Origin of the sequence: Kosakonia cowanii JCM 10956 = DSM 18146 (genome assembly GCF_001975225.1) — a bacterium.
Classification (GTDB): Bacteria; Pseudomonadota; Gammaproteobacteria; order Enterobacterales; family Enterobacteriaceae; genus Kosakonia; species Kosakonia cowanii.
In genome coordinates this window covers 3,146,478-3,160,189 of record NZ_CP019445.1, presented here as the reverse complement: position 1 = coordinate 3,160,189, position 13,712 = coordinate 3,146,478, and the positions used below count along the sequence as shown (strand labels likewise).

16 protein-coding genes are annotated in these 13,712 nt (G+C 57.4%); 8 read left to right on the top strand and 8 right to left on the bottom strand.

The genetic code is table 11. From position 1 onward, the window contains the following. Positions 1-8: 8 nt before the first annotated feature. Positions 9-455 carry a DUF441 domain-containing protein gene (locus BWI95_RS14905; protein WP_054802901.1) on the top strand — a complete coding sequence of 149 codons (447 nt, stop codon included), beginning with the start codon at positions 9-11 and terminating at the stop codon, positions 453-455. Here the strand turns inward: BWI95_RS14905 and BWI95_RS14900 are convergent. The 5 genes from BWI95_RS14900 to BWI95_RS14880 all read right to left on the bottom strand — a co-directional run bounded on the left by BWI95_RS14900 (position 438) and on the right by BWI95_RS14880 (position 4,497). Beyond that, on the bottom strand, positions 438-1,130 hold the full coding sequence (locus tag BWI95_RS14900; RefSeq protein ID WP_054802902.1) for an amino acid ABC transporter permease: 693 nt from the start codon (positions 1,128-1,130) through the stop codon (positions 438-440). The genes BWI95_RS14905 and BWI95_RS14900 overlap by 18 nt on opposite strands. Then, on the bottom strand, positions 1,120-1,860 hold the full coding sequence (locus tag BWI95_RS14895) for an amino acid ABC transporter permease (RefSeq protein ID WP_076769730.1): 741 nt from the start codon (positions 1,858-1,860) through the stop codon (positions 1,120-1,122). Before BWI95_RS14895 ends, BWI95_RS14900 begins: the two co-directional genes overlap by 11 nt. Further along, a complete protein-coding gene (locus tag BWI95_RS14890) occupies positions 1,860-2,681 on the bottom strand; it encodes an amino acid ABC transporter ATP-binding protein (protein ID WP_054802903.1) in 822 nt (273 codons plus the stop codon). The genes BWI95_RS14895 and BWI95_RS14890 overlap by 1 nt, the downstream gene beginning before the upstream one ends. 2 nt (positions 2,682-2,683) lie before the next feature. After that, complete coding sequence (locus BWI95_RS14885) at positions 2,684-3,508, bottom strand: ABC transporter substrate-binding protein (protein WP_076769729.1); 825 nt, start codon at positions 3,506-3,508, stop codon at positions 2,684-2,686. Positions 3,509-3,711: 203 nt separating this feature from the next. Further along, on the bottom strand, positions 3,712-4,497 hold the full coding sequence (locus BWI95_RS14880; RefSeq protein ID WP_054802905.1) for an AraC family transcriptional regulator: 786 nt from the start codon (positions 4,495-4,497) through the stop codon (positions 3,712-3,714). Positions 4,498-4,596: 99 nt separating this feature from the next. Between BWI95_RS14880 and BWI95_RS14875 the strand changes: the two genes are divergently transcribed. Beyond that, complete coding sequence (locus BWI95_RS14875; protein WP_054802906.1) at positions 4,597-5,781, top strand: CynX/NimT family MFS transporter; 1,185 nt, start codon at positions 4,597-4,599, stop codon at positions 5,779-5,781. A gap of 186 nt (positions 5,782-5,967) precedes the next feature. On the opposite strand, the gene BWI95_RS14870 is transcribed toward BWI95_RS14875, so the two are convergent. Continuing rightward, a complete protein-coding gene (locus tag BWI95_RS14870; RefSeq protein ID WP_054802907.1) occupies positions 5,968-6,675 on the bottom strand; it encodes a CTP synthase C-terminal region-related (seleno)protein in 708 nt (235 codons plus the stop codon). 120 nt (positions 6,676-6,795) lie between these two features. On the opposite strand from BWI95_RS14870, the gene BWI95_RS14865 reads away from it, so the two are divergent. Further along, complete coding sequence (locus BWI95_RS14865; RefSeq protein ID WP_054802908.1) at positions 6,796-7,143, top strand: DUF488 domain-containing protein; 348 nt, start codon at positions 6,796-6,798, stop codon at positions 7,141-7,143. On the opposite strand, the gene BWI95_RS14860 is transcribed toward BWI95_RS14865, so the two are convergent. Together BWI95_RS14860 and BWI95_RS14855 are read right to left on the bottom strand one after the other, a co-directional pair. After that, positions 7,140-7,445, bottom strand: coding sequence for a hypothetical protein (locus BWI95_RS14860; RefSeq protein WP_054802909.1), 306 nt, complete (start codon positions 7,443-7,445; stop codon positions 7,140-7,142). The two genes, BWI95_RS14865 and BWI95_RS14860, sit on opposite strands and share 4 nt — an antisense overlap. 78 nt (positions 7,446-7,523) lie before the next feature. Next, positions 7,524-7,769 carry a putative hemolysin gene (locus BWI95_RS14855; RefSeq protein WP_054802910.1) on the bottom strand — a complete coding sequence of 82 codons (246 nt, stop codon included), beginning with the start codon at positions 7,767-7,769 and terminating at the stop codon, positions 7,524-7,526. A gap of 302 nt (positions 7,770-8,071) precedes the next feature. On the opposite strand from BWI95_RS14855, the gene BWI95_RS14850 reads away from it, so the two are divergent. The 5 genes from BWI95_RS14850 (at position 8,072) to BWI95_RS14830 (ending at position 13,578) form a co-directional block, all read left to right on the top strand. Next, a complete protein-coding gene (locus BWI95_RS14850; RefSeq protein WP_076769728.1) occupies positions 8,072-9,100 on the top strand; it encodes a sensor domain-containing diguanylate cyclase in 1,029 nt (342 codons plus the stop codon). Between the two features lie 99 nt (positions 9,101-9,199). Next, positions 9,200-9,277: a protein YoaJ gene (gene yoaJ, locus BWI95_RS24040; protein ID WP_071789586.1), complete on the top strand. Its 78-nt coding sequence runs from the start codon at positions 9,200-9,202 to the stop codon at positions 9,275-9,277. Between the two features lie 96 nt (positions 9,278-9,373). Continuing rightward, a complete protein-coding gene (locus BWI95_RS14840; protein ID WP_076769727.1) occupies positions 9,374-11,197 on the top strand; it encodes a bifunctional diguanylate cyclase/phosphodiesterase in 1,824 nt (607 codons plus the stop codon). Between the two features lie 199 nt (positions 11,198-11,396). Then, positions 11,397-12,980: a methyl-accepting chemotaxis protein gene (locus BWI95_RS14835; protein ID WP_054802911.1), complete on the top strand. Its 1,584-nt coding sequence runs from the start codon at positions 11,397-11,399 to the stop codon at positions 12,978-12,980. 358 nt (positions 12,981-13,338) lie between these two features. Further along, on the top strand, positions 13,339-13,578 hold the full coding sequence (locus BWI95_RS14830; RefSeq protein WP_023481865.1) for a DinI family protein: 240 nt from the start codon (positions 13,339-13,341) through the stop codon (positions 13,576-13,578). The last annotated feature ends 134 nt before the right edge of the window (positions 13,579-13,712 follow it).

The following is a 13,712-nucleotide window of genomic DNA, read 5'->3' as shown; positions in this document are numbered from 1 at the left end:
CGCTTTGCATGTTTGATACCACGCTGTTTATTCTGCTCGCCCTCGCCGCGCTCGGCTTTGTCAGCCATAACACCACCGTTGCGGTCTCAATTCTGGTGCTGATCATTGTGCGCGTCACGCCGCTCAACACCTTCTTTCCGTGGATCGAAAAGCAGGGGCTGACGGTCGGCATTATCATTCTGACGATTGGCGTGATGGCACCGATTGCCAGCGGATCGCTGCCGCCCTCGACGCTGCTGCACTCCTTTGCCAACTGGAAATCGCTGGTGGCGATTGCCGTGGGGGTATTTGTCTCATGGCTGGGCGGGCGCGGGGTTACGTTGATGAGTTCGCAGCCCTCGCTGGTCGCGGGGCTGCTGGTGGGAACAGTGTTAGGCGTGGCCCTGTTCCGGGGCGTACCGGTCGGGCCACTGATTGCCGCAGGCCTGGTGTCGCTGCTAATTGGCCGGCAGTGAAAGCCGCCGCTGCCAGCGCTTCACGCCAAACTCCAGCGCGCTGCACAGCAGGTAGTAGACCAGCCCGGTGAAGATAAACAGCGCCGCAGGATAGACCTGCACCCGGTTGTTCACCTGCCCGGCGACGGTGGTCAGCTCCGGGACGTTAACAATGAAGGCCAGCGAGGTGTCCTTCAGCAGCGCGATCAGCAAGCCGATAAACGACGGCAGCGCGTTGCGTAACGCCTGCGGCAACAGCACACGGTGCAGGATCTGTGCGCTGGAAAAACCACTGCTCAGCGCCGCTTCATACTGCCCGCGCGGCAGTGCGCCCAGCGCTGCCAGCGTCGAGTACATCACCGACGCCGAGGTAAACCACGCCAGCGCCAGCGTGACCGTTACCGCGCCGGGCAGATCCGCCCCGGTTATCCACGGCAGTAAAAACCAGAGCCAGAAGATAACGAAGATCAGCGGGATACCGCGAATCAGCTCCGCCCACAGAAACAGCACCTTGCGCGGCCAGCCGCGAAAACGCCAGGCGCAGCACGCCAGCAGAATGCCGCCGGGAAACGCCAGCGCCGCCGCGCCAATAGTCATCAACAGCGACAGCAGCACGCCGCCCGGCTCACCCTGCGCGGCTCTGCCCCACAGCAAATAGTCGAGGTTGTCGGTAATGACGGTGATATTAGCGATCACGCGGCACCTCCGTGGCGTGGCGCGGCAGGTTAAACAGCACGCTCATCAGCAGACCAAGCAGCAGATAGAGCGCGCTGCCCACAGCAAACGCCTCCAGCGCGTGGGCGTTAAAGCTCTCAATCTGTCGCGTCTGGTAAGTGAGTTCGCCCAGCCCAATCCCCGTCGCCAGCGAGGAGAGTTTCATCAGGTTGAGATACTGCCCCACCACCGGCTGCCAGGCATTCTGTAGCCCCTGCGGCAACAGCACCCAGCGAAAGATTGCAAGCTGGCTGAAGCCCTGCGACTGCGCCGCTTCCACCTGACCGCGCGGCACAGCGAGCAGCCCGGCCTGGATCTCCTCCACCAGAAAGGCGGCGGTAAAGAGCCCAAGCGCCCAGGCAGAGGAGAGGAATTCCGGCGTAAACCACCAGACATCGCCCGGCAAAATGCTAAAGGCGTGTTCGTCGTTTACATACTGGCGAACCGCCAGCGGCAGAACGTTCCATGCGGCGAAATACCAGAACAGTAGTTGCACCAGTAGCGGTGTGTTACGAAACAGCGACACCCATGCCGCCACCGCGCCGCGTCCCACGCGGCCACCTGCCAGGCGCAGTGCCAGCAGCAGCACGGTAAGCAGGGTGGCGAGGATCATGCCCACCAGCGTGACCCACACGGTAGTGAGAAAACCGGAGAGGATCCACGCTGCGGGCTGGCCGCTGAGCACGCCCGCCCAGTCAAGATGCAGTGCCATTACAACTCCTTGTTATCGGCATGCAGCGGGTTAAGCACCTTTTGCAGAAAACGCTGCGCGCGCGGATGCTGCGGCGCGGTAAAGAAGTCGGCGGGTGCGGCCTGCTCAAGAATTTCGCCGCCGTCGATAAAAATCACCCGGTCGGCGATCTCGCGGGCAAACTGCATCTCGTGCGTGACCACAATCAGGGTGATGCCGCTGTGCGCCAGCGATTTCATCACCTGCAACACTTCGCCAATCATCTCCGGATCGAGCGCCGAGGTCGGCTCATCAAACAGAATAATGTGCGGATCGGCAGCCAGGGTGCGCGCAATCGCCACCCGCTGCTGCTGCCCGCCGGAGAGCTGCGCCGGGTAGTGCTGCGCTTTCTCTTGCAAGCCAACGCGCGCCAGCAACGCAAGTGCGATCTGCTGCGCTTCGGCGGCGTTTTTGCCGTGAATGTGGCGCAGCGCGAGGGTGATATTCTCAAGCGCGGTGAGGTGAGCGTAGAGGTTGAACTGCTGGAAAACAAAGCCAACATGGCGGCGCAACTCAAGCAACTTACGGCCAGTGAGCTGGCTGGTGGGCTGACCATCAACAAAAATCTCGCCGCTGGAGAGATTTTCGAGCTGGTTGATCAGGCGGATCAGCGTCGATTTCCCGGAGCCGGAAGGGCCACACACCGCCACCACTTCTCCCGCCGCAACCTGTAAATCAATCGCTTTCAGCACCACGTTGTCGCCAAAGCGTTTGCTCGCCTGGCGAAACACTACCGTGCCTTTTTGCACGGGCAACGCCCCTGCGGCATCTGCCGCAGAGGAAGAGAAGAGACCTGCCAACATCGTTATTTCGCTTCTATGGTAAAGCTACGCGGAGCCGGAGTTTTCGTTTGCGGGCCAAACCAGGTGTCATAAATTTTCGCCGCTTCACCGCTCTTTTCGAGGTTCACCAGCTCTGCGTTAACTTTGTTCAGCAGGGCGCTCTCCCCTTTGCTGACGCCGACGCCAATCTCCTCTTTCGACAGCAGGTCGGGCAGGATCTTAAACTTCGCTTTGTCCGGCGCGCCCGCCAGCAGCCCCGCCAGAATGGTGCTGTCCTGGGTGATCGCCTGCACGTTGCCGTTACGCAGTGCGGTCAACGCCAGCGGAATATCGTCATAGGCCAGCACGCGGGATTGCGGGAAGCGCTGATGCAGCGCCTGCTCGCCGGTGGTGCCTTTTACCGCGCCGATGCGCGCTTTACTGTAGGCATCAAGCTTGTCTGGTGAAGAGGCCGGAACGAGGAATTGCTGGCCGGTGACGAAGTAAGGTGTAGAGAAATCAATCACCTGCGCCCGCTCCGGGGTAATGGTGATATCTGCAACAATGAGGTCGACCTTGCCGGATTGCAGCAGCGGAATACGGTTCGCCGGATTGGTGGCAACCAGTTGCAGCTTAACGCCGAGGCTTTTCGCCAGCGCTTTTGCAAAATCGACGTCGTAGCCAACAATATCGTGTGTTTTAGGATCGATCGCGCCAAAGGGCGGATTGGCGTCAAAGGTGGCGACTTTAACGACGCCTGCGGCTTTGATATCTGCCAGCTTGTCTGCCTGCGCGGAGAAGGAGAGCGCCGAAAGTAGCGCCAGCGCGCTGAGCGCAACGATGTTTTTTGTGTGTAATGAGGTTGCCATGCTAATCCTTATGCCCGGTTATGGTGTTATTGCCGCGTTAAAGTCACATAAGGTTTTTCATCACACAAATATCAAAAAGTGCATTGAATATCTGAAAAAGTTATTAAAAACAGTTTCGCGATATTAATGACTTATCCTTTTGCTGCGGGCGCTATAAACGTTTTAATTCCACACAACACAAGTGGACTTGGCAGAAAAAAATATTACTGCTCGCCAAGCGTTGCCAGATAGCGCCCTGGCGTTTGCCCCAATCCCTTTTTAAACATGGTGATAAACGCCGTGGTTGAGTCATACCCCAGCGTCTGGGCAATGTGCTGCACGCTGTGCCCCTCAATCAACAGACGCAGGGCGAGGATCAGCTGCAACTGGTGTCGCCAGCGGCGAAAGCTCAGCCCTGTCTCTTTCACCACCAGGCGAGCAAGGTTGCGCTCACTCATGGCGAATCGCTGCGCCCACTGCCCCAGCGTCTGCCGCTCCGCCGGGGCCTGCTCCATCGTCTCGACCATCTGGCGGATCTTGTGATGCATTGAGACGGGAAGCTGCAGCTGCATTTGCGGCTGATGGGGTAGCTCATCAAATAGCACCTGGATCAGGCGCTGGGTCTGCGGCTCACGCCGTGCGGCGGTTGAACGGGCAGCAAGTTGCAGGATCAGCTCGCGCACCAGCGGCGAGATTTTGAGGGTGCAGCAGTGCTCCGGCATCACCACCGCCCAGCTTTCAATAAACAGAAAGCAGAGCTGCGCATTGGCGGTAGCGTGATTGCTGTGCGGCACAAAACCCGGTAGCCACATGGCGTGGTGCGGCGGCACCATCCAGCGGGCATTCTCCACTTCACAGGTGATCGCCCCTTTTAAGGCGAGGATCAACTGCCCTTTGCGATGATGATGAGCGGGAATACGTTGTTCATGCGCCGCCATGCGGATGTGAAAGGCGACAGCGGCTTCCTGCTGGCTGTCGGGATCGAAGCCCGCTAAGGCTAAGTCGTGCATAAAGTTGTCCGAATTTAGCGATAAAGTGTCATTTTAGCTTGATTCAAACAACGGTGAAAAACGCTATCGTAGTGCCCTCTGTTTATAAATGAGAACACCATGACCACTCCCTCCTTAAACGGCAAACAGCGCGTGCTGCTGATTATTGGCATCCTGATGATTGCCACCACGCTTCGCGTTACTTTCACCGGCGCCGCACCGCTGCTGGATGCCATTCGCGCCGACTATGGCTTAACCACGGCGCAAACTGGCATGCTCACCACGCTGCCGCTGCTGGCCTTCGCGCTGATTTCGCCGCTGGCGGCGGGCGTGGCGCGACGGATTGGTATGGAGCGCAGCCTGTTTACCGCGCTGTTGCTGATCTGCGCTGGCATCGCCCTGCGCTCGCTGCCCTCTTCTCTGCTGCTGTTTATCGGTACGGCGGTGATTGGCTGCGGCATTGCGCTCGGCAATGTGCTGCTGCCCGGCATGCTGAAGCGGGATTTTGCGCAGCATGTCGCCAAACTGACCGGAGCCTATTCGCTCACCATGGGCGCAGCGGCGGCGCTCGGATCCGCGGCGATGGTGCCGATTGCGCAGAGCGGCGCGGGCTGGCACGGCGCGTTATTGACGCTAATGATCTTCCCCCTACTGGCGCTGCTGCTCTGGCTGCCGCGCCTGCGACACGGTGCGCCGGCTGCGCTCAGTGCCAGCGGAGCTCTTCACAGCCGCGGCATCTGGCGCTCGGCGCTGGCCTGGCAGGTGACGCTCTACCTCGGGATCAACTCGCTGATTTACTACATTGTGATCGGCTGGCTGCCGTCGATTCTGATAAGCCAGGGCTTCAGCGAGGAGCAGGCCGGCTCGCTGCACGGCGTGCTGCAACTGGCTACGGCCGCGCCCGGTTTACTGGTACCGCTGGTACTGCACCGCTTGCGGGATCAGCGGGCTATCGCGGCGCTGGTGGCACTGCTGTGCGCTGCGGGCGCGCTGGGGCTGTGGCTGCAACCGGAGCACGCGGCGCTCTGGACGGTGGTGTACGGATTTGGTTCGGGGGCGACGATGATCCTCGGCCTCACCTTTATTGGCCTGCGGGCAAGCTCGGCGCATCAGGCCGCTGCGCTGTCGGGGATGGCGCAGTCGGTGGGTTATCTGCTCGCCGCCTGCGGGCCGCCGCTGATGGGGAAAGTGCATGACGCCAGCGGCGACTGGCATCTACCGCTGATCGCCTGTGCGCTCTTGTCGGTAGTAATGGTGCTGTGCGGCGCGTTTGCCGGACGTGACCGGGAGATCGTTTCCGGGTAGATACCGGATGGCAGGTAAATGCCGGATGGCGCGTAAACGCTTATCCGGCCTACAACACCCCGACACCGCTTTTGTAGGCCGGATAAGGCGCCAGCCGACATCCGGCAGCGCATCGGTGCCACCCTCCGACCCGGTACCGCTTTTGTAGGCCGGATAAGGCGTAAGCCGCCATCCGGCACAATCGACTTATTCGCCTGCGGCGCGCAGCATCGCATGCACCAGCGGCACCGGGCGACCTTCCAGCGCGCCGCGCTCGTGCTGGAACAGCGTGGCGACAAAGAACGGATGGGTAATAAGCTCTACCGCCCGCACCTCACCCTCTTCATCCCAGCCGGTCACCCGCAGATCGCCACGCTCCAGCTCGCTGGCAAACTCCGGGGAGACGCCAAAACTACAGCGGTAGGCTTCATCAATCTCATTGCGCCCATAGGCACGGGCAATCAGCGTATTGGGTCTTAACTCAATGGCAGCGGTTTGATCCACCAGCGCACAGGTCAACGGCGTAATCACCATCTGCCCTGCGGTTTCGGTTTCAGCATGGGCGGCATCCTCCCAGCCCAGCACATTGCGGGCGTACTCGATCACCGCATGCTGGAAACCGCCGCAGGTGCCGAGAAAGGGAATGGCGTTTTCACGCGCATATTTGATGGCGATAAATGCCCCTGCTGCATTCTCATACGGGCTGCCTGGCACGACCCAGATGGCGTCATAACCGACCAGATCTTCAGGATTGTCGATCTCGCGGGTTGCCAGCCAGTCATAATCAGCGGTGATCTCAAGAACAGCCGCGGCATCATCAATGGCAAGCGGGATCGCCTGATGCGCAACAGTGTCGTGGTTATAGTCGCCGATCAGCGCAATGCGCAGTGTCTTTTTAGGCGGAATGTGGTTCATGGAGAAGTGCCCCTATGCCGTGGTAGATAATGGCTAACATAAGGCGCATCACACTAGACGTCTTTAACATTAATCACAACACTTTAAAATCAGTGACCAGACGAAAAGGGAGAGAACGTGATGATCCAGTGTAAACGTGTTTACGACGCTGCCAGTAAAGAGGATGGCTACCGGGTGCTGGTCGACAGGCTCTGGCCGCGCGGCATAAAGAAAGTCGATCTGGCTTATGACGAGTGGTGCAAAACGCTGGCGCCGTCAACGGAGCTGCGTAAAGCGTTTCACGGCGAAGAAATCGATTTTGCCACCTTTAAGAAGAGCTACCGGGAAGAGCTTGAGGCGCAAAAAGAGGCCGGAGAACAGCTGGCGGCGCGGGGGAAAAACGGCACCGTCACGCTGTTATATGCGGCAAAAGAGAGGGATCAGAACCACGCCGTCGTTCTGGCGGAGTGGCTACGCACGCTGCGTTAGCTCATCACCTGCGTGCGCTCGTCCTGCGGCGCGCTGTCCGGCTGCAGGGGCATCAGGTGCTCGGCGCGCACAAAGGCAAAACCGTGCTGACCGTCAAACGCGGTCACATCGCCCGTCACCAGCCAGAGCGCGCGCGCTGCGGTGCGCGGCATTTCGGTGACCACGCCATTCACCGGGTTAAGAAAGCGCTCACCCGGCTGGCAGAGACCAAATAACTCAACGGATTTACCGATATTGCTCCGCCCGCTGGCGGTCTGGGCGCCGATGACTAATGCCTGGCTGCCCGGTCGTAACTGAAACATGCTTCTCTCGCCTGATCTCGTTAAAGCTGAATATGAGATAATTCTGAAAGAGAAGTTTACCGGGCTTTTCTGCCGCTGTCACGATCCCGGTGTCGGATGATCGCGACGCCACAGCGCCCACTCGTCGATCACCTCGCCGCCCGGCAGTTTGCACTCGGTGCGCACACCCTGCGGGCTCTGCACCGGCACGCGCTCGCCGCCGCGCTGCTGGCAGTAGACTGCCGCTGGGTTGGCCATGCCGACCTGCGGATGATCCGGTTTTTGAGCAGGTGATGAGGTGCAGGCAGAGACCAGCAGCGGTAAAACCAGTAACCCATAACGCATCTTCTTTTCCTTACAGTGACCAACAACGCTCTTCAGAATAGCCGCGCAAGCGGCATATCTCCATGATTTCTCCATCCTTAATGCACTTTTCGCCGTTATAGTCTGCCTTGTTCTCACCCATGACCAGAGAACATCATTCCGTAATCAATGAGTTTTTGCCCCGCTTCATCAGCGGGGCTTTTTTTTGTCCATTACACGATATATCAAATCTTTTTGGTTCATGTTTTAATGGCGCGCCGTCGAAATAGTCAGCAATAACGTGCCGGGTCAACGAGGTACCCACGCACCGGAGCCCAATATTCATGTCCGATTTCATTCTCGCCCGGGTATCGGAAACCCTGGCGAAAGATCACTCGCTGGAAAGCTTAGTCCGCCAGTTTCTGGAAATGCTGGAGATGGTGACCGATATGGAATCGACCTATCTGACCAAAATCAGCGACGACCCCCGCCAGCAGCACATTGTCTACTCCCGTAACAGCAAGCAGCTTGAAATCCCTGAAGGCTTCTCCCTCCCCTTTGGCGACAGCCTGTGTAAACGCGCGCTGGATGATAACTGCCTGTTTGCCAATGATGTGGCAACCCGCTGGCGCGATTGCGAAGCCGCCCAGGCGCTGGGGATCACCACCTATCTCAGCCAGCCGGTGCAGCTGGCAGACGGTTCGCTCTATGGCACGCTGTGTGCGGCCAGCAATCAGAAAAAGATGCTCAGCGCGCGTGGCGAGCAGGTGCTGCGCCTGTTTGCCGGCCTGATCGCGCAATATATTGAAAAAGAGTATCTGGTTGACCAGCTGCGCGAAGCCAACGCCGCGCTGATCGCCCACTCCTATACCGATGTGTTGACCGGCCTGCCGAATCGCCGCGCGCTCTTTGAGTCGCTGCAGACGCTCTTCTCACTCGCCCGTCATCTCAACATTCACGTCATTATCGCCTTTATCGATCTCGATAATTTCAAAGGGATTAACGACCAGTTTGGCCATGAGGCCGGCGATCGCTTCCTGATTGAGGTAGGCAATCGCCTGACACAGGATCGCGGGAAAGATGACATTATTGGGCGTCTCGGCGGCGATGAGTTTTTACTCGCCTGCCCCGGCGGCCCGCTCCACCAGCCGCAGGGCATGCTGCTCAGTGCGCTAAAAACGCGCCTCGATAAGCAGATTGCCGGTGAATATCAACTCGGTGATGTTCATCTTTATTACCCCGGTGCCAGCGTCGGCGTGATTGAAATTAACCCTGAGCAGTACGATGCGGATAGCGCCCTGCGCGCGGCCGATGAAGTAATGTATCGGGTGAAGAAGAATAAAAGCAAAAAAGCGTTCCAGCAGCTCAATTAATGGCGTTTTCTCCCGTTGCTGGCCTGAGGCAAATCTTAATGGCCTCGCTTTCATATACACTTAACAGGGTCGGCGCGAGACGCTGACCGAGGAGTTCCCATGAAAAAGACCACCATCATTATGTTGATCGTCGCGATTATCGCCGTGGTCGGCACTCAGCTTGGCTGGTGGAAATAGTGATACGCGGCGGCATCTGATAATCCGACGCCTGTCACGCTGATGGCGTTCTCAGACGAAGACACCCTGTTTTAACTTGTTGGGCAGGAGCGCACCATGTTTACGGGCCTTAAAAAAAGTGAAAGCAGACAGCTGGCCGCGCTTGATTTATTGAGTAAGGCCGACGCGGCGCGCGATGCGGCGCTGGCGGAATTTGCGCGTCTGGCCAGTGAAGTGATGGGCGTATCAGGCTGCTTTATTACCACCTTTGATGATGAGTTTCAGTACATCAAATTCGTCGAAAAAGTGCCGATCGAGCATGACAAAATCGCCATCGATCGCAGCATGTGCCAGTATACGCTGGCCGACCGGCAGACGATTGTTTGTATCGATACCCGCCTCGACGCGCGCTTTTCCCATCAGCCGCTGGTCAAAAGCGGCGATATCCTCTTTTACGCCTCGGCGCCGCTGATCGCCAAAGAGGGAGCAGTGCTCGGCACGCTGTGCGTCACCCATCCTGAGCTCTACGAACCCGATGCTCGCCAAATCGCCAGTTTTGAGCGCATCGCCGCTCTCGCCACGCTCTACCTTGAATCCTGCTACAACATTGGTCTTGTCGATGCGCTGACCGGCCTGCCGAACCGCCCCTGCTTAATTAAAGAGATGGCGCACCTGAAGCAGAACGCGAGCGGTGATTATGCGCTGATCATCTTTGACTGTATTGATATTCCCCGTGCCTATGAATTGACCCGCTATCTCGGCGTTGAGGCGCTGGAGACGCTGCTGCGCAGCTTTGGACCGCTGTTGCAGATGCGCCTGCGGCTTAACAAGGCAACAACGCTTTATGCCTTCGCCACCGGACGTTTTGCGGTACTGACCGGGCGTGACGCGGCGAACAGGCTGGCTAAGCGGGTCGCAAAAGTGCACGCTTTCCAGGCGACCATTGGTAGCGATATTAATATCAATCTCTCTATTCACGCGGGTTATGTCCCCTTTACGCCGCAAAATGACAACGTGCAGGAGGTGGTGCGTCAGGCGATCAGCGCCCTGCATGAGGCGATCCGCGAGAATATCCCGGTATTGCACTTCAACCCGGTCCTTGATGAGCAGCGTAATACCGATTTCCGCCTGCTGTACGATCTCAGCCAGGCAATCAAAACGGGCGATCAGCTCCATATGGCTTATCAACCGAAAGTCTCTCTGCGTACGGGAAAGACCGAGGGCGTGGAGGCGCTGCTGCGCTGGACTCACCCCGAGCTTGGGCCAATCTCGCCGGCGGTGATCGTCACGCTGGCGGAAAAAACCACCCTGATGGCCGATATCACCCACTGGGTGATTAAAACGGTGATTGCCCAGGTCAAAGCGTGGAAGGCGATCGGCATCGATCTTCCCGTCTCTATTAACGCCACGGTGAGTGATTTCTCGCGCAGCGGTTTTGCCGATGAACTGGCGCAGCACATTATCGATGCCGGGCTTACACCTGCCGATATTCACATTGAGTGTCTGGAAACGGAAAAAGTGCTGGAGAGCGATGCCGCCCTGCGGGAGCTTAACCGGCTTGATGCGCTTGGTTTTACCATCCTGCTTGATGACTTTGGCGCAGGCTACAGCAATATCAGCTACCTGCGACGCATCCCGATTGACATGATCAAACTCGACCGCTCGCTGGTCAGCCAGATTGCCACCGATGACGACAGCCGCATCATTGCGCGAAATGTGATCATGATGCTTAAAGAGTTGAACTACGAGGTGCTGGCGGAAGGGGTGGAAGATCTGGAAACCGCGCGCATGCTCGAAGAGTATGGCTGCGATGAAGCGCAAGGTTATCTTTTTGCCCGCCCGTTATCGGCGGCGGATGTTCCCGCCTGGCTGCTGGACAGCAAACCCTGGCGCCTGCTGGCGAAGATCCATGCCGATCCCAGACACCATTTGGAAGGTTAACCCCTCTGCGCATGCGCTAAGTTGAGCAGTAATACAGCGTCACGAAAATGTCATAAAAGTGCCATCTGCTTATATATCAAAATATTAAGCTAAAAATGCTCTGTTTCTGTTCAGATCGACATTAAAGCCCTGCTTAAATACGTCGATAGTGCTGGCGTGCGCGCCATTTGCGCCTCACCACCAGGGGAAGTGACACAGCATGAAAATTAACCATCTTACTATTGGGCAGCGTCTGGGTTTGTTGGCGACGTTACTGTTACTGGCAACGCTGTTTATGGGGATTCGCGGCCTCGCCATTAACGCTGGCGCACTCGCGCAAAACAAACAGATCATGGCAACCGAAGGCGAAGTTGCGCAGAGCATCGACACGGCGCGTAATGCGCAAGTGCAGTTCAAAATTCAGGTGCAGGAGTGGAAAAACACGCTGCTGCGCGGCACACAAAATCAGGAAACCTTCGTTAAATACAAAAACGCCTTTGTTGAACAGAGCCAGAAAACGCAGGCGCTGTTAAAAACCCTGAGCGTGATGCTTCCAAAGATTGGTGTCGCAAACAACGAGGTTGTCAAAACCATCGGCTTGCATGCAAAGCTCGAAAGAGAGTATCTGGATGCCTTGCAGCACTACGATATTGCTGATGCCAGCAGCGCACAGCGGGTCGACCATATGGTGACCGGTATCGATCGGGAACCGACCAAAATGATCGATACGGTGGTGGCGAGCACGCTGCAACAAGCGGCGCATATCCGCCAGCAGACCGAGGCGCACAATAACACCCTGTTTGAAGAGACGCGTCTGATGCTGACACTGGTGATGGCCTTTACGCTGATTGTCGGCATGTTGATCACCTGGTGGTTAATTCGCAGTATTACGCGCCCGCTGGCACAGGCAGTCTCCGTTGCCCGTACCGTCGCCGCGGGCGATCTGCAATCCTCCTTCGTCATTTCCGGGCGCGATGAAACTGCCGAGCTGATGCGCGCCATGCAGGAGATGAACCGGAACCTGACGCGCGTCGTCTCCGGGGTGCGCTCCGGCACTGAAACGATCGCTGGCGCCTCACAGCAGATTGCCAGCGGCAGCCGAGAGCTCTCCGCACGCAATGAAGCGCAGGCCAGCGCGATTGAACAAACCGCCGCCTCAATGGAAGAGCTGACATCGGTGGTGAAAAACAATGCCGATAATTCACGCATCGCCAGTGATATCACCCGTGAAGCCACGCGCGTGGCGAACCAGGGCGGCGAGGTCGTGGAGCGTGTCGTGACCACCATGAGCGAGATCAATCATCTCTCGACCGAGATCAGCAGCATTATCGGCGTGATCGATAGCATTGCGTTTCAGACCAATATCCTGGCGCTCAATGCGGCGGTAGAAGCGGCGCGCGCAGGAACCGAGGGGCGCGGTTTTGCCGTGGTGGCATCAGAAGTGCGCGCTCTCGCCCAGCGCTCTGCCACGGCGGCGAAAGAGATCAGCGAGCTGATTCAGCGTTCGGTGAATCGCATTGATGAAGGCAACAAACTGGTGAAAAATGCCGGCAGCGCAATGACCGAAATCATGCAGAGCGTTGAGCGTGTAAGCCAACTTGTCGATACCATTTCGCTGGCCAGCAACGAGCAGAGCGTCGGCATTGATCAGGTGCACGTCGCCATCACGCACATGGATGCCGCAACGCAGCAGAATGCCACGCTGTCACAAGAGTCCTCTGCCGCCGCACATGCTATGCAACAGCAGGCGGAACAGCTGGTGGAGATGGTTCGCATCTTCAAACTTCAGCGCGACCCGGCATAAGCACACTTTCGCCAGGGGAAGTACAAAGGCTGATGATTAATACAGTGATCATCAATTTTATAAATCCCTCCAGCGAAAAATTTGCGTTTGTGCCGCGTTGGCCACCAGGTTATAAAGTGCGCAAGTGACGGATATACGCTTAAACAATTTGTACTCTCTTCGCTGGCAGTTTTGATGTCGAAACTGCCATCCTTTATTTCTTCCCCCTGCTAAAAAAACACCCCCTGCTCCGCCCAATATGCCCGATTTACGGGCTTGTACGCAGAATGCGCCTCTCTTACACGCTTTAATCTTGAATACTGATTTTTTATCCAGTATAAATGCTGCACGAAAAATTCAGACTGAATAGGACGACCCTGTGTTTGTTGAACTGGTTTACGACAAGCGTAATGTTGAAGGTTTACCCGGCGCGCGCGAGATTATCCTCACTGAACTGACAAAGCGCGTACACCGCATCTTCCCGGACGCCGATGTGCGGGTAAAACCGATGCAGGCTAACGGCCTGAACAGCGATGCCAGTAAAAGCGACCGCGAAAAGCTGAACCGCATGCTGGAAGAGATGTTTGAAGAGGCGGATATGTGGATGGTTCAGGAGTAAACGTCAATGACGTGATACGCGCTGCGCGTTATTTCAGGGTCGCTCTTTACCCCCGCCGGGCGACCAAATTTAACATGTGGTGCGCTTATTCCCTGCCTTCCGGGCAAATGTATCAAAGCATTTCTCTCGTTTAG

What these genes read in the sequence shown, in the direction of transcription:
- BWI95_RS14905 (WP_054802901.1), top strand. Translation starts at nt 9, where the DNA reads ATGTTTGATACCACGCTGTTTATTCTGCTCGCCCTCGCCGCGCTCGGC.
- BWI95_RS14865 (WP_054802908.1), top strand. Translation starts at nt 6,796, where the DNA reads ATGATCCAGTGTAAACGTGTTTACGACGCTGCCAGTAAAGAGGATGGC.
- yoaJ (WP_071789586.1), top strand. Translation starts at nt 9,200, where the DNA reads ATGAAAAAGACCACCATCATTATGTTGATCGTCGCGATTATCGCCGTG.
- BWI95_RS14880 (WP_054802905.1), bottom strand. Translation starts at nt 4,497, where the DNA reads ATGCACGACTTAGCCTTAGCGGGCTTCGATCCCGACAGCCAGCAGGAA.
- BWI95_RS14895 (WP_076769730.1), bottom strand. Translation starts at nt 1,860, where the DNA reads ATGGCACTGCATCTTGACTGGGCGGGCGTGCTCAGCGGCCAGCCCGCA.
- BWI95_RS14870 (WP_054802907.1), bottom strand. Translation starts at nt 6,675, where the DNA reads ATGAACCACATTCCGCCTAAAAAGACACTGCGCATTGCGCTGATCGGC.
- BWI95_RS14885 (WP_076769729.1), bottom strand. Translation starts at nt 3,508, where the DNA reads ATGGCAACCTCATTACACACAAAAAACATCGTTGCGCTCAGCGCGCTG.
- BWI95_RS14835 (WP_054802911.1), top strand. Translation starts at nt 11,397, where the DNA reads ATGAAAATTAACCATCTTACTATTGGGCAGCGTCTGGGTTTGTTGGCG.
- BWI95_RS14840 (WP_076769727.1), top strand. Translation starts at nt 9,374, where the DNA reads ATGTTTACGGGCCTTAAAAAAAGTGAAAGCAGACAGCTGGCCGCGCTT.
- BWI95_RS14855 (WP_054802910.1), bottom strand. Translation starts at nt 7,769, where the DNA reads ATGCGTTATGGGTTACTGGTTTTACCGCTGCTGGTCTCTGCCTGCACC.
- BWI95_RS14875 (WP_054802906.1), top strand. Translation starts at nt 4,597, where the DNA reads ATGACCACTCCCTCCTTAAACGGCAAACAGCGCGTGCTGCTGATTATT.
- BWI95_RS14860 (WP_054802909.1), bottom strand. Translation starts at nt 7,445, where the DNA reads ATGTTTCAGTTACGACCGGGCAGCCAGGCATTAGTCATCGGCGCCCAG.
- BWI95_RS14890 (WP_054802903.1), bottom strand. Translation starts at nt 2,681, where the DNA reads ATGTTGGCAGGTCTCTTCTCTTCCTCTGCGGCAGATGCCGCAGGGGCG.
- BWI95_RS14850 (WP_076769728.1), top strand. Translation starts at nt 8,072, where the DNA reads ATGTCCGATTTCATTCTCGCCCGGGTATCGGAAACCCTGGCGAAAGAT.